Origin of the sequence: Clostridium nigeriense (genome assembly GCF_050585265.1) — a bacterium.
Taxonomy (GTDB): Bacteria; Bacillota; Clostridia; order Clostridiales; family Clostridiaceae; genus Clostridium; species Clostridium nigeriense_B.
The window spans coordinates 1-13943 of sequence record NZ_JBNOOE010000031.1; the positions used below are offsets into that span (position 1 = coordinate 1).

The 13943-nt window shown below is 28.0% G+C and carries 15 protein-coding genes; 4 read left to right on the top strand and 11 right to left on the bottom strand.

The window, feature by feature from the left end; translation table 11 throughout:
- Positions 1-98 precede the first annotated feature (98 nt).
- From ACQPVP_RS16585 to ACQPVP_RS16615, 7 genes are all read right to left on the bottom strand, one after another.
- Positions 99-1739: a peptide ABC transporter substrate-binding protein gene (locus tag ACQPVP_RS16585; protein WP_430851841.1), complete on the bottom strand. Its 1641-nt coding sequence runs from the start codon at positions 1737-1739 to the stop codon at positions 99-101.
- A 56-nt stretch (positions 1740-1795) separates the two neighbouring features.
- On the bottom strand, positions 1796-2779 hold the full coding sequence (locus ACQPVP_RS16590) for an ABC transporter ATP-binding protein (protein WP_430851843.1): 984 nt from the start codon (positions 2777-2779) through the stop codon (positions 1796-1798).
- Positions 2779-3786, bottom strand: coding sequence for an ABC transporter ATP-binding protein (locus ACQPVP_RS16595; protein WP_430851845.1), 1008 nt, complete (start codon positions 3784-3786; stop codon positions 2779-2781). Before ACQPVP_RS16595 ends, ACQPVP_RS16590 begins: the two co-directional genes overlap by 1 nt.
- Positions 3787-3800: 14 nt before the next feature.
- Positions 3801-4760 carry an ABC transporter permease gene (locus tag ACQPVP_RS16600; protein WP_430851847.1) on the bottom strand — a complete coding sequence of 320 codons (960 nt, stop codon included), beginning with the start codon at positions 4758-4760 and terminating at the stop codon, positions 3801-3803.
- Between the two features lie 14 nt (positions 4761-4774).
- On the bottom strand, positions 4775-5692 hold the full coding sequence (locus tag ACQPVP_RS16605; protein ID WP_430851849.1) for an ABC transporter permease: 918 nt from the start codon (positions 5690-5692) through the stop codon (positions 4775-4777).
- A 441-nt stretch (positions 5693-6133) separates the two neighbouring features.
- Positions 6134-7264: a pyridoxal phosphate-dependent aminotransferase gene (locus ACQPVP_RS16610; RefSeq protein WP_430851851.1), complete on the bottom strand. Its 1131-nt coding sequence runs from the start codon at positions 7262-7264 to the stop codon at positions 6134-6136.
- Positions 7265-7282: 18 nt separating this feature from the next.
- Entirely contained in the window at positions 7283-7822 is a 540-nt protein-coding gene (locus ACQPVP_RS16615) for a cob(I)yrinic acid a,c-diamide adenosyltransferase (protein ID WP_430851867.1), read from the bottom strand.
- A gap of 162 nt (positions 7823-7984) precedes the next feature.
- On the opposite strand from ACQPVP_RS16615, the gene dapD reads away from it, so the two are divergent.
- Complete coding sequence (gene dapD, locus ACQPVP_RS16620) at positions 7985-8695, top strand: 2,3,4,5-tetrahydropyridine-2,6-dicarboxylate N-acetyltransferase (RefSeq protein WP_430851853.1); 711 nt, start codon at positions 7985-7987, stop codon at positions 8693-8695.
- Between the two features lie 49 nt (positions 8696-8744).
- Here the strand turns inward: dapD and ACQPVP_RS16625 are convergent, their stop codons facing one another.
- Together ACQPVP_RS16625 and ACQPVP_RS16630 are read right to left on the bottom strand one after the other, a co-directional pair.
- Positions 8745-9410, bottom strand: coding sequence for a single-stranded DNA-binding protein (locus ACQPVP_RS16625; RefSeq protein ID WP_430851855.1), 666 nt, complete (start codon positions 9408-9410; stop codon positions 8745-8747).
- A gap of 111 nt (positions 9411-9521) precedes the next feature.
- Positions 9522-10280, bottom strand: a complete 759-nt coding sequence (locus ACQPVP_RS16630) for a polysaccharide deacetylase family protein (RefSeq protein WP_430851857.1) — start codon at positions 10278-10280, stop codon at positions 9522-9524.
- Between the two features lie 133 nt (positions 10281-10413).
- Between ACQPVP_RS16630 and ACQPVP_RS16635 the strand changes: the two genes are divergently transcribed.
- Positions 10414-10947 (top strand): DUF4364 family protein, encoded by a 534-nt coding sequence (locus ACQPVP_RS16635; protein ID WP_430851859.1) that lies wholly within the window; start codon positions 10414-10416, stop codon positions 10945-10947.
- Here the strand turns inward: ACQPVP_RS16635 and ACQPVP_RS16640 are convergent.
- A complete protein-coding gene (locus ACQPVP_RS16640) occupies positions 10944-11837 on the bottom strand; it encodes a YncE family protein (RefSeq protein WP_430851861.1) in 894 nt (297 codons plus the stop codon). The genes ACQPVP_RS16635 and ACQPVP_RS16640 overlap by 4 nt on opposite strands.
- 170 nt (positions 11838-12007) lie before the next feature.
- On the opposite strand from ACQPVP_RS16640, the gene ACQPVP_RS16645 reads away from it, so the two are divergent.
- A complete protein-coding gene (locus tag ACQPVP_RS16645; protein WP_430839039.1) occupies positions 12008-12256 on the top strand; it encodes a TIGR03905 family TSCPD domain-containing protein in 249 nt (82 codons plus the stop codon).
- Between the two features lie 11 nt (positions 12257-12267).
- Here the strand turns inward: ACQPVP_RS16645 and ACQPVP_RS16650 are convergent, their stop codons facing one another.
- The gene (locus tag ACQPVP_RS16650; protein ID WP_430851863.1) at positions 12268-12861 is read right to left on the bottom strand and encodes a peptidoglycan recognition protein family protein; all 594 of its coding nucleotides are present in this window, start codon (positions 12859-12861) and stop codon (positions 12268-12270) included.
- A gap of 346 nt (positions 12862-13207) precedes the next feature.
- On the opposite strand from ACQPVP_RS16650, the gene ACQPVP_RS16655 reads away from it, so the two are divergent.
- Positions 13208-13831: a heme oxygenase (biliverdin-producing) gene (locus tag ACQPVP_RS16655; RefSeq protein ID WP_430851865.1), complete on the top strand. Its 624-nt coding sequence runs from the start codon at positions 13208-13210 to the stop codon at positions 13829-13831.
- Positions 13832-13943: the final 112 nt, after the last annotated feature.

Below are 13943 nucleotides of genomic sequence, written 5' to 3' on the forward strand. Positions count from 1 at the left end.
AAGAGCAAGATATTAATTTATATCTTGCTCTTAGTAGATTTTTTTAAAACCAATTTCTTAACTTAATGACATTGGTCTTTTGACTCTTCTTTTTAATACTATTGTTCTTCAATATAAGCCTTATCAAAGAATACATGTCCTAAAGTTGATACTCTAACACCTTTAACTTCAGGTTTAGCACCTTTAACCTTAGTATAGTAGTATAATGGAATTATAGGCATATCTTCCATTAATATATCTTCTGCTTGTTTCATCATTTCCCATCTCTTATCTGAATCAGCTTCAACCTTTGCAGCATTAACTAATGCATCATATTCTGAGTTAGAATATCCAGCATCGTTATTTCCTCCGCCAGTTACCCATAAATCTAAGAATGTCATTGGATCAACATAGTCTCCAGACCAACCATGTCTTGCTATTTCATAACCACCTTCTTGTCTAGTATTTAAGAATACCTTCCATTCTTGGTTAGTTAATTCTACATTAACACCTATTTTAGCCCAGTCTTGTTGTATAGCTTGTGCAATTAATTTATGATCCCCTTCTGTATTAAACATAAATTCTAAAGTTGGAATTCCTTCTCCATTTGGATATCCTGCTTCAGCTAATAATTGTTTAGCCTCTTCTATATTTGCTTGATTTGCATCATAGTATTCTCTATCTGCAAAGTCTTCTCCATCTTCATTTTTTATTCCTTGTGGAACAAATGAATATGCTGGAACTTGTTCTGCTTTAGTAACATTTTCAACAAGTGCTTTTCTATCTATTGCAATTGATAATGCTCTTCTTACTTTTGCATTACTTAAAACTGCTTTAACGTCATCTGGTAAAGTTGATTGCTTACCAACATTAAATATTAACATATAAGTTGCAAGATTTGGATATATAGTAACTAATCCTTCTTTTTCTCCACTTTCTATTTCTGAAGGTGGAACTGTATCTACCATATCAAATTCACCTGACTTTAATGAAGCATAAGCAGTATTTTGGTCAGTAACTAATTTATAAACTACTCCTGGAAGCTTTACTTCTGATGCATTCCAATAATTTTCATTCTTCTCAAATATTAATTGATCCTTCATATCCCATTGAACTAATTTGAAAGGTCCATTTGAAACATAAGTTTCTGGTTCTAATGCCCATCCTTCTGGATCTGCTTCAACTATATCCTTTCTAACTGGGAAATATGTAGTAAATGCTGTAAGTTCTAAGAAATAAGTTGTTGGAGCTTCTAAAGTTACTTTTAATGTATTATCATCTACAACTTCTATTCCAAGTTCATCTCTTGAAACTTCTCCATTATAAAATTTTTCTGCATTTTTTATGTAATATAATTGATATGCATATTCAGCTGCTGTATCTTTTGTTAATGCTCTAACCCAAGCATATTCAAAGTCATTAGCTGTTACAGGTTCTCCATCTGACCATTTAGCATCTTCTCTTAAATGAAAAGTATATACTAAACTATCGTCAGAAACTTCATAGCTTTCCGCAACTCCTGGAATAGCCTTTTCATTTTCATCAAGTCTCATTAATCCTTCAAAAGCATTTTCTATTATAGTTCCTGCTCCTGAAGAGGTATTTAATGTAGGATCGATAGTTTCTGGATCTTCTCCTAAATTGTAAATTAATTTTCTACTATCTCCTGAACTGCTACTTCCACATCCTGCAAAAACAGACATTCCAAGAGCAAGTGTTAGTGCTACAGCACAAATTTTTCTAAGCTTATTGCTCTTCATTATGTTTCCCCCTTAATGTAATTATTTTATAATAATCGCATAAATGCAATTGTTAACTATTTATTGAATAAGTGACATGCTACAAAATGTCCTGGTTCAACTTCCTTTAATTCTGGATCTTTTTCTCCACAAATTGGCATTGCATGCTTACATCTTCCTTTGAATCTACATCCAGCTGGTGGATCTATAGGTGAAGGAATATCACCTTCTAATACTATTCTCTTATTTGTCTTAGCTTCCTTAGGATCTGGAATTGGTACAGCTGAAAGTAATGCTTGTGTATATGGATGCTTTGGCTTCATATATACATCATCAGCTGGTCCTTTTTCAACCATTCTTCCTAAATACATAACTCCTATATGAGTTGATATATGTTTTACCATCGATAAATCATGAGCTATAAACAGATAAGTTAATCCCATTTCTTCTTGTAACTCTTCTAGCATATTAATTACTTGTGCTTGAATAGAAACATCTAATGCTGAAATAGGCTCATCACAAACTATAAAATCTGGTTGAACTGCAAGAGCTCTTGCAATACCTATTCTTTGCCTTTGTCCACCTGAGAATTCATGTGCATATCTATTTATATGACTTCCATTTAACCCAACCTTATCTAAAAGAAATCTTATTCTATTTTCTCTTTCTTCACCCTTATATAATCCATGAATATCTATAGCTTCTCCTATAATATCTCCAACTGTCATTCTTGGATTTAATGATGCATATGGATCTTGGAATATCATTTGCATATTTCTTCTTAAAGATACCATTTTCTTTTCACTAAAATTAGTTATATCCTCACCATTAAATATTATTTGTCCTGAAGTTGGTTCATATAATTTTAAAATTGTTCTGCCTGTTGTTGTTTTACCACAACCAGATTCTCCAACTAACCCTAATGTTTCCCCTCTTTTAATAGAGAAAGAAACATTGTCTACAGCTTTAACATAACTTTTTTTAGCAAAAAGCCCTTTATCTACTGGGAAGTACTTGCAAAGATTTTTAACTTCTAATATTACATCATTTTTCTTTTCCATTATTCTTCCCTCCTAATTGGTGATTCTACCTTTGGTGCATTTTCATGACATAACCAACATGCAGCCCTATGTCCTTCTGAAATTTCAAATAAAGGTGGTTGTTTTTGTATACAAACTTTCATAGCATATTTGCATCTAGCAGCAAATGGGCATCCTACTGGTGGTTTTAATAAATCTGGTGGTTGTCCTTCAATCGGAACTAATTTTTCCTTTAGCTCGCTCTTAGGATTTGGAACACTATTTAAAAGCCCCCATGTATATGGGTGCTTACCATTGTAGAAAATATCTTCATCAGATCCTTCTTCTACAATTAATCCACCATACATAACATTTATTCTAGTACAAAGATCAGCAACTACTCCTAAATCGTGAGTTATAAGTATAATAGAAGTATTTACTTTTTCCTTTAAATCCTTCATTAAATCTAAAATTTGAGCTTGAATTGTAACATCTAATGCAGTTGTAGGTTCATCTGCAATTATAAGTTTAGGCTCACAAATTAAACTCATAGCTATCATAACCCTTTGTCTCATACCACCTGAAAACTCATGTGGATATTGTGATAATCTCTTCTCAGGGCTTGGTATTCCAACCATATCAAGCATTTTTATTGCCATTTCGTTAGCTTCTTTTTTTGAAACTTTTTTGTGTTTTATTAAATGTTCTGTTAATTGATCTCCAACAGTAAATAATGGATTTAATGATGTCATAGGATCTTGGAAGATCATAGCCATATCATTTCCTCTTATTTCTTGCATTTCCTTTTCTGTTGGGTTTGTTATATCTTTACCATCAAAAAGTATAGTATCAGCTTCTATTACAGCATTATCTGCTAATAATCTCATTAAAGACATCATAGTTACTGATTTTCCACATCCAGATTCTCCAACTATACCTAAAGCTTCTCCTTTATCTAAACGTAAGGATACACCCCTTACAGATTTTACATCACCTATATGTGTTTTAAAGGAGGTTTTCAAATTTTTAACTTCTAATAACTTACTCATAGTATTATATCCTCCTATCTCTTATTCTTAGGATCTAAGGCTTCAGTTAATCCATCACCTAATAAATTAAATGCTAATATAATTACACAAATTGCAGCTGCTGGGAATATTAATTGATAAGCATCTGTACTTAATAATCCACTAGCATCATTTGCTAAAGTTCCTAATGAAGCAAGAGGTGGATTTATACCTAATCCAATAAAACTTAAGAACGCTTCTGTAAATATAGCTTGAGGCACAAATAATGTTAATGTTACTAGTATTGATCCCATACAGTTTGGTATTAGATGTTTAAATAAAATTCTTGTTTTTGAAGCTCCTAAAGTTTTAGCTGCAAGAACAAATTCTTGTTGTTTTAATTGCAATATATCTCCTCTAACTATTCTTGCCATACCAACCCAGTAAGAAATAGCCATAGCTAATATAATTGTTACAAGACCAGTTGATCCTTCTTTTTTTAATGCTGCCATTAAAATAATTACATAAATTTGTGTAGGAATAGAATATAATACGTCTACTATTCTCATCATTATATTATCAACTTTTCCTCCAAAAAATCCTGCAATTCCCCCATATAATACTCCAATAACTAGGTTAATAGCTGCTGCTGATATTGCAATTATAAGAGAATATCTTGCACCATACATAACTCTTACGAATAAATCTCTACCTAAATTATCAGTACCGAACCAGTGCTCTGAACTTGGTCTTAAATTAGTAGCATTTAAATCTGTTGCATAATATGTATATCCCATAATTTTTTCCATTAATATCGGACCTAAAAATGCTAATATAAATATAATTCCTATTGCTATTAATGAAACTATAGCAACCTTATTAGTTTTAAGTCTTCTCCAAGCATCAGCCCAAAATCCTACACTTGGTCTAACAACTTGTTCAAAATTCTTTTCCTCTTCACTTAAAGGAGTAAATAATTCTTTATCTATATTTAAATCAACTTTTAAATTTTCCATTTCTTTACCCCCTATTAACCTTCTAACTTAATTCTTGGATCTATTAATACATATATTATATCTACTAAAAGATTACATACAACTATTAATGTACAATAGAATGCTGTAACACCTAATAACGAAGTATAATCTCTATTAGTTATTGTTGTTGTAAATTCATTTCCAAGTCCTGGTATTGCAAATATTTTTTCTACTACAAAGGATCCTGTTAAAACTCCAGCTACTAATGGTCCTAAATATGTAACTACTGGAATTAATGAATTTCTTAATGCATGTTTAAATACAATAGTTCTTCCACTTAAGCCTTTTGCTTTAGCAGTTCTTATATAATCTGATTTTAATACATCAATAAGTTTACTTCTTGTTAATCTTGTTATAAACGCCATAGAACTTCCTGACAAAGCTAAAACTGGCATTATGTATCTATTTGGTGTACTTAGTCCTGTTGATGGTAGTAATTTCAAATTTGTTGTGAAAATGAAAATTAAAAATGTTCCCATTACAAAACTAGGAATTGTAATACCTAAGGTTGACAAAATCATACATACCCTATCTGGCCATTTATCTGCTTTTAATGCAGCTATTATTCCAAGAGCTATACCTACAGCTACTGAAAATATTATTGAAGCTACACCAACTTTTGCTGAGTTTGGAAAACTCTTTCCTATTATAGAAGCAACATCTCTACCTTTATACTTCATTGACTTACCAAAGTCACCCTTTAGAAGGTTTTTCATATAAATTGTATATTGTTCTCCAACAGGCTTGTCCAATCCATATTTTTCATTTAATTGTGCTTTCATTTCAGGTGTAATTTTTTCTCCATCAAAAGGTCCACCTGGCATCATTCTTACTAGAAAGAAAACTATTGTTACTACAGCCCATATTGTAATGATACTAGTTAAAAGTCTCTTTCCTATATACTTTACCATTCGTTTTCAACCCCCATTCATAATACTACGAACACTCATTTTTGTAGTTATTAATAATTATATTATCTTATTTAAATTTGTCAATTAACTTTTTATTTTTCAACTGATTATTTTGTCGATTTGTTAATAATATATTATTTTTTTTCATACTTAAGAAAAGGGAAATTAAATCCAAGAAAACGTTTAATATGTTATTATTCCAGTATTTTTGCAAGTATAAATATTAAACTTTCATTTTTCTAATTATTATTAATCTAATAATTTTTTAAAACTATTTTTTTATATAATTTGAATATTATACAGACATATCTAATAATTTGTTCGTTATAGAAATACAATTCTCAGCATATTTATATACTAATTTTGATAACTAAAGAATATTTATTCAAAAAAGTGCTTATTACATTAATATATATATTTAACATAATAAGCACTTTAAATTTATCTGTTTATAAAGTTTTCAAGTCTATCTAACGCATCCTTTAATTCAGCTATTGAATAACAATAAGAAATTCTAATATATCCTTCTCCACCAATTCCAAATGCACTTCCAGGCACACAAGCCACCTTTTCTTTATAGAGTAAACTTTCGCAAAATTCTTCTGATGTTAAATTAAACTTCTTTATTGATGGAAAAATATAAAACGCTCCCTTTGGTGATATAAAATCTATACCGATTTCTTTTAACCTACTTTCAACATACTCTTTTCTTTTTAGAAAATCATTTTTCATTTTATCAACGTTATATAATCCATATTTTAATCCTTCGAGAACCCCATATTGTCCTATAGAATTAGTACAGGAAACATTATATTGATGCACCTTACCTATTTCTTTCAAAAATATATCTTTAGCTGCAATAAATCCAACTCTAATACCTGTTATTGAAAACATCTTAGAAAAGCCACCTATATATATTATATTATTTATAATATCATCATTCATAGCAACACTATAGTATTCATCGTAGCAAAAAGATTCATATATCTCATCACTAATAACAATCAAATTTTTATCTTTTATTAATTTTACTAGTCTAATATACTCATATTTACTTAAAATGGCTCCTGTTGGATTGCAAGGATAAGATAAAACCATATATTTAATTTTTTCGTTATTAATTATTTCTTCTAATTCTTCAAAATTTATTGAAAAATCCTTATTTAAATTATAATTAACAACCTTCCCTCCTAATATCATAACTATATTTTCATAGGCAGGATACGCAGGCGTAGGAATAAGAACTTTATCTCCTTTATTTATCAATGCAGTAAATGATGAAAATAAAGCTTCACTACCACCTACAGTAATGCAAATATCTTTATGACTATAATTAATTCCCTTAATATTTAAATACTTAGCAATTTCATTTCTTAATTCTATAATTCCAAAATTATCTGTATATATAGTTTTATCTTCTTCTATAGCTCTAATCATTCCATATTTAATTTCCATAGGTGTTGTAAAATCCGGTTGTCCTAATGTTAAAGATATTGCCCCATTAACTTTTTTAACTTTATTAAAGAACTTTCTTATACCTGACATCTCTATTTCTTCTAAATTATTATTCATATGTTAGCCCCCTTTAAATTAATATTCAATACCTTCTCTTGCTGGTATTCCTTCATTATAATAATGTTTTATACATTTCATTTCTGTAACTAAGTTGCTTTTTTCTATTATTTCACTTGGCAAATTTCTTCCAGTTAATATAATTTCCATATTTTTAGGCTTATTTTCAATTATATATAATACGTCTTCTATAGATAAGAACTTATTTGATAAAACAGCCATAACCTCATCTATTATTAAAAGATCACATTTATTTTCTTTTATGACATCCAAAATAAAATTATACCCATCTCTAATTTCCAGTCTTAATTCTTCTAGTTCTTCTTTATTTAAATTCCAAGTGAAATCCTTAGGCTTTTCAAATCTAAATATTTTAAAATTCTCTCCTAATTCTTCTATTGTGGAAAGCTCTCCTGTTTTACCACTTTTTAAAAATTGTATCATATACACTTTTAAACCATTGCCATAAGCTCTTATTCCCTGTCCTATAGCTGCAGTAGTTTTTCCTTTACCTTCTCCAGTATATACTTGAACTAATCCTTGTTCTAACTTCAATATTATCACTCCTTTTTTTAAATTTTACATTAATAATGTCTTCTTTGTAAATATTATAATATTTTTTGTAGCTTTTTATAATACTACTCTTGCTATCCCGTTAATATATTGATATAATTTTTTCAACTTATGTTATTTATGTTATTATTTGGGGAGGATTTTATTATGAATTATAACTTAACTGATCCTTATGAAATTGCTAGATTTATTAAGGATTCGAAAAAAACTACACCTATTAGAGCCTATATTAATGGAAACTTAAGCAATGTTAATTTCAAAAACTTGGAATGGTATGGAAATAATAATTTTTATATTATTTTTGGTGAATCTGATTTAGTTATTGAATTTATTGAAACTAATAAATCATTAATAAATCATTTTAGGTTTGAAAATGATAGAAGGAATTCTGCTATTCCTATGCTAAGTCTTTTAAATATTGATGCAAGAATTGAACCTGGGGCTATTATAAGAGATAGAGTAAAAATTGAAAAAAATGCCGTAATTATGATGGGTGCCGTAATAAATATAGGTTGTGAAATAGGAGAAGGCACTATGATAGATATGAATGCTGTTTTAGGAGCAAGAGCTAAAATTGGTAAAAGATCTCATTTAGGTGCTGGTGCAGTTGTCGCTGGTGTATTAGAACCACCTAGTAAATCACCTTGCGAAATAGGTAATGATGTATTAATTGGAGCAAATGCTGTTATCTTAGAAGGTGTTACTGTCGGAAATGGAGCTGTTATAGCTGCTGGTTCTGTAGTTACTAAAGATGTTCCATCAGGTGTTGTTGTAGCTGGAAGTCCTGCTAAAATTATAAAATCTGTGGATGAAAAAACAAAGGATAAAACAAAATTATTAGATGATTTAAGAAAATAAAATACATAAATAAAAGGTGAAAAGCTAAACTTTTCACCTTTATTTATTTCTACATTACTTCTTGTTCATTATTTTCATCGCCATGCTCTAATTGTTCGCCTTGAACTCTTTCCATTTTAGAAACTGATACTTCATAAGCAATTTTCTTAATCACATCTGTATCATTTAGTTTCTTTTGATATTCTCTACTTTGCAATCTACCCCAAACTCGTATATTATCCCCTACTTCTAAACTTTGGCAAAATCTTGAATTTCTTCCCCAAGCTATTGTAGGAATATAATCAGATTTATTATAAGCTCTATTTACAGCTAATAACACATCCGCAATTTCTCTTCCAAATGGAGTTGTCCTGTAAACAGGTTCCTTGCATATAAATCCATCAAGGAAAATTTCATTTGGATTCTTACTTCTTTCAATGCAAGGTTCTATATTTCTAGCAAATACTGTTAATATAAGTTTATTTGAACCGTCTACAAATTTATTATAAGATCTTAACTGCCCATCCACTATTATTTCTTTGCCAGTAGATAAATCCATGTTCGCAATAAGTCGCTCAGATACTGTTATGTTTAAAATATCTACTGAGTCACTAAGCCTCATAACTTCCATTGAAAATGTATAAAACCCTTCCCCATACATTTCATGGCTAAATTCTAATTCTGATATTACCTTTCCCTCTAAATAAATCTTGTTATTTAACATCAAGTTGTCCATCACTAACCCCTCTCTCCCTTAGTAATAATTTTAATTCTTTTGCTATTTTATAACTTCAATGGATATATTTCCATTATAATACATTATATCATCATTTTTCAATATTTTTTATTATTTTTTTATTTGCTCACCTTTTTCATCAATATAATAATCATCATAATAGATCATTTCTCCTACTGTAACGAAATTATATCCTTCTTCTTGAAGTTCTTTTATTATCTTATCTAAATTTCCTGGAGTGTACTTTGCATTATTATGAAATAATAATATAGATCCTGCTGATACCTTTTTCATAACTCTACTATACTCTTCCTCAGCACTAGTTTGCTTCCAATCAACAGAATCAACATCCCACTGAATGCTAATCATTCCTTGCTTAGCTATAAATTCAGTTGCTTTTTTGTTATAGTCACCACTTGGAAATCTAAATAACTTAACCTCTTCTCCTACTGTTTCTTCAATTATTTTATTGGTTTTATCAATTTCTTCCATAATCCTTTCTTCAGATATTTTACTGAATATAGGATGTATATAGCTATGATTTCCTATTTCATGGTCTCCCTCCTTTATTTTTATAAGTTTCTCTCTATTTTCTTCACTATAATTTACCCAACCTCCCATTATAAAAAAGGTTGCCTTTACATTATATTTATCAAGTACTTCTAATATGTTAAAAAGTTCTTCATTTTCTGCCCAATTTATATCAAAGGTCAAAGCTAATTTTTTTTCATCTGTATTAACTCTATAAATTGGTTTATCGTTATATACTTCCGTAAAGCCATATTTTACTTTTTCAGTAGCTATAATAGAACATGCAACTGTTAAAATTAGTAGTAATAAACTTATACCAACCCTATATCTTCTTTTCATAGCTAAACTCCTACATATTGTTATAATTAATTTATATTCATTACGATTTGTAATAATGACAAGAATATGTAGTTATGAAATTTTAAAATATTGTGTTATAATAAACTTATACTTTCTAAAATGGAGGTTTAATATGTACGAAAACTCAGCTGAATTAGCAGAAAATAAATTATTAGTTCTTTATGTAATGGAATCATTAAAACAACCTATTACCAATACTCAACTTACAGAAATTATTTTAGAAAATAACTTTATAAATTACTTTACTCTTCAACAATATATAAGTGAATTAATTTCATCAGATTTTTTAAAGTATGAAAAAGTAAATGATAAAAATCTAATACATATAACAGAAAAAGGTTCAAATACTCTTTCATTCTTTTCTGATCGAATTTCTTCAATAAAAAAGAAGATAATCGGTGACTATCTTCATTCAATAAAAGATTCTATAAAAAAAGAACTAACAATTCATAGTGATTATACTCTTGGTAAGGATAATTCATTTATTGTAGATTTACAAGCTTTAGAAAATGATAACTTATTGATTTCTTTAAAAGTTTCAGTACCGACAAAAAAGCAAGCTTTATCCCTATGCAATAGATGGAAGGAAAATCCTTCTGATATCTATAATAAATTAATGATTTCTTTATTTAGTGAGGCTAATTAATAAAAGGTCATAGCATTAGGTTCTTTACCTATTGTTATGGCTTTTATATTATTATTATTTAAATCTAAACAAACTAACCTTCCATTAAGATAATCTCCGATATAGGCTATATTATCATGTTTAACTAATACCCTTGGCATACCACCTATATTTATTTCACTAATCTTTTTTAAATTCATCTTATTAATTAAAGCAATATTAGACCCCATTAAATTGCATATATAAAGGATTTCTCTATCTTCATATATATCTATAGGTACCTTACCAACCTTGATTTTCCCTAATGATTCTAATGTTATTAAATTAAAGACCTCTATATACCCTTCATTTTCATCACCCATATAGCTTTCACAAACGTATAAAAAATTTCCATCCTTAGAAACCTTAACTTTTGTTGGGTACTCTAATGTAACTAACTCACCAATAATCTTATTAGTTTTAATATCAATAACTGATATATTATGACTTTGAAAATTTGTAATAAATAATAGATTTAATTTATAACTAATTTCAATATTATAAGGCCAGTTATTTGTTTTAATTTCTAAACTTATTTTTTCTTCATTTAAATCATATAGTACTACAGCATTTGACTCTGAACAAACTATATATAAGTATTTATCGTAACCAATTAAATCATTTGGATGAGCCCCCACATATATTGTGCTTTCTTCCTTTAAAGTATCCATATTTAACATAGATATAGAATTGCTATAATTATTCGCTATATAAGCTATACTATCTTTAATATAAATACCATTGGGTCCTAGAGGTTTTTCTCCTTCAGTAAGAAATATTTCTTCGTATAATATACTTTCTTTCAAAGAATTTACTAAAGGTATTTTACTAATAGAATCACTACCAGTATTACATACAATTAAAGAATTCATACTGCACCCCCATTTTTATTAAGCCTATTGTAGATACATTTATAGTATATGTACAATAGTATTATTTGTACCAAAGTTTTATCTTTTTTTTCATTTTTCTACATATAGTCTTTATTTTTTATAAATATAAATATATAATATTGTTGCAATAAAATTTGGAGGTATTATATATGTTTGTTTATAAAACTAAAGGGGTTTGTTCAACTGAAATACACCTTAACATTGAAAATGATATTATTAAAGAAGTGAATTTTGTTAGAGGATGTCCTGGAAATCTAATAGGGATATCATCATTAGTATCTGGTATGAACATAAATGAAGCTATTACTAAATTAAAAGGAATCACTTGTGGAAATAAAGATACTTCTTGCCCTGATCAATTATCAAAGGCTTTAGAAGAATACAAAAAATCTGCATAAATATAAGGGAGCTATAAAAGCTCCTTTTTATTATCCCGTATTAAATTAATTACTTTATCTCTTATTTCATCCATAGGAAAATTTTCGCCTGGACAAAGTGTCTCATATACATCTCTATGCCCAATTATTTTATAAATATCATATTTTAAAGAAATATATAATGATAAATTTACAAGGCTATTAGTTTGCTCTTTAGTCAATTTCTCTTCTTCTAAATTCCCTTCTATGCAAATACCTATAGAACTGTTATTCTCACCTCTTGTATGAGCTCCTTCTGCATTTTCAGGCCTTCCATAGTAGATAGTACCATCTTTTCTAATATAAAAATTATAACCTATCCCCTTCCAGCCTTTTAATTTATGAAATTCATTTATTCCTTCTGGACTCCATTCACTTCTTGCCGCATGATGATATATTATTTTATTGGGCTTATTATTTAATGTTAATTCTTCAGTCCAATTATAATCCATCTCTATAATATTTAGATTAATTTTCATATTTTCAATTTCTTCATTATCTATTTTAATATTAAAGTAATCTTTATAACTAATTTTAAAAAACTCCCTTACATTATTTCTAAATATAAAAGTAACTAGTAAAAACATAAATATACTCAAAACTAGGGCAATATAAAACTTTTTTATTTTCAATACTATAAACACTTAAAATTCCTTTCTAACTTATACTATATATTTATAATTATTATAAAAAAGCATAAATATTCTATTATATTAGTCTTTACACAAATTCATCATCTAATATACATATTTATTAAATAGTAATAGACTATAGTGAACATTGTTCAATATAGTGAAAAAAACTATTAAAATCTATTCTTTTTAATGATATTTGCTAAAATTTGAGCCTTTTTAGATTTGATATTTATAGTAAAAAGTTGTAATCTTTAAATATAAAATATTAAATGATAATTATTATCGAAAGGGTGTTATAATGAATAATTTTATGATTGAAATAAGAAACAGAAGCAATGTGCTACATAAAGCAGCTGAAAATTCAGGATTTAATCAAAGACTTCTAAATAAAAATGCAAGTGTTGAAAGTTATACAGAATATATTTATAATTTATGCTATGTGTATGAAGCAATAGAAAATAACCTAAATAAATATAAAAATATTGAAGCTGTTAAACCATTTGTTACTCCTGAAATATATAGATCAGAACTTATAAAAAAAGATGTTAGTGCTTTATCTAATAACAATAAAATAGAAGTTTTATCTTCAACTTTAGCTTATGTAGATAGAATAAATTCTATCTCTGAAAAAAATCCAAAATTACTTATAGCTCACGCTTATACAAGATTTTTAGCAGATTTATTTGGAGGTAGAATATTCTACTCTCTATTAAAAGATCATTATAAAATAAGCGATGAAGCTTTAAACTATTATGTTTATAAAGACTTAAAAGATATAAAATCTTACGTTATGAACTATCACTCTATGTTAAATAATCTTAGTTTTAATGAAAATGAAAAGGAAAAATTCGTTTTAGAAGTATGTAATTCATATATTTATAACATTGGAATATCTAATGAACTAAATTCTAAATTCTTTTAAATGAAAAAGCTAATAAGAGTAATTAAACTCTTATTAGCTTTTCAGTTTGTTGAAAAACCCCCTGTTTAAAAACAGAGGGTTTTTCTATTATTAGTTGTGGATAAAATTTAAG

Bases quoted from the DNA above. Each gene is read 5' to 3' on its own strand.
- ACQPVP_RS16610 (WP_430851851.1), bottom strand. From the start codon at position 7,264: ATGAATAATAATTTAGAAGAAATAGAGATGTCAGGTATAAGAAAGTTC.
- ACQPVP_RS16630 (WP_430851857.1), bottom strand. From the start codon at position 10,280: ATGAAAAGAAGATATAGGGTTGGTATAAGTTTATTACTACTAATTTTA.
- ACQPVP_RS16600 (WP_430851847.1), bottom strand. From the start codon at position 4,760: ATGGAAAATTTAAAAGTTGATTTAAATATAGATAAAGAATTATTTACT.
- dapD (WP_430851853.1), top strand. From the start codon at position 7,985: ATGAATTATAACTTAACTGATCCTTATGAAATTGCTAGATTTATTAAG.
- ACQPVP_RS16595 (WP_430851845.1), bottom strand. From the start codon at position 3,786: ATGAGTAAGTTATTAGAAGTTAAAAATTTGAAAACCTCCTTTAAAACA.
- ACQPVP_RS16605 (WP_430851849.1), bottom strand. From the start codon at position 5,692: ATGGTAAAGTATATAGGAAAGAGACTTTTAACTAGTATCATTACAATA.
- ACQPVP_RS16635 (WP_430851859.1), top strand. From the start codon at position 10,414: ATGTACGAAAACTCAGCTGAATTAGCAGAAAATAAATTATTAGTTCTT.
- ACQPVP_RS16650 (WP_430851863.1), bottom strand. From the start codon at position 12,861: ATGTTTTTACTAGTTACTTTTATATTTAGAAATAATGTAAGGGAGTTT.
- ACQPVP_RS16655 (WP_430851865.1), top strand. From the start codon at position 13,208: ATGAATAATTTTATGATTGAAATAAGAAACAGAAGCAATGTGCTACAT.
- ACQPVP_RS16585 (WP_430851841.1), bottom strand. From the start codon at position 1,739: ATGAAGAGCAATAAGCTTAGAAAAATTTGTGCTGTAGCACTAACACTT.
- ACQPVP_RS16590 (WP_430851843.1), bottom strand. From the start codon at position 2,779: ATGGAAAAGAAAAATGATGTAATATTAGAAGTTAAAAATCTTTGCAAG.
- ACQPVP_RS16640 (WP_430851861.1), bottom strand. From the start codon at position 11,837: ATGAATTCTTTAATTGTATGTAATACTGGTAGTGATTCTATTAGTAAA.
- ACQPVP_RS16645 (WP_430839039.1), top strand. From the start codon at position 12,008: ATGTTTGTTTATAAAACTAAAGGGGTTTGTTCAACTGAAATACACCTT.
- ACQPVP_RS16625 (WP_430851855.1), bottom strand. From the start codon at position 9,410: ATGGACAACTTGATGTTAAATAACAAGATTTATTTAGAGGGAAAGGTA.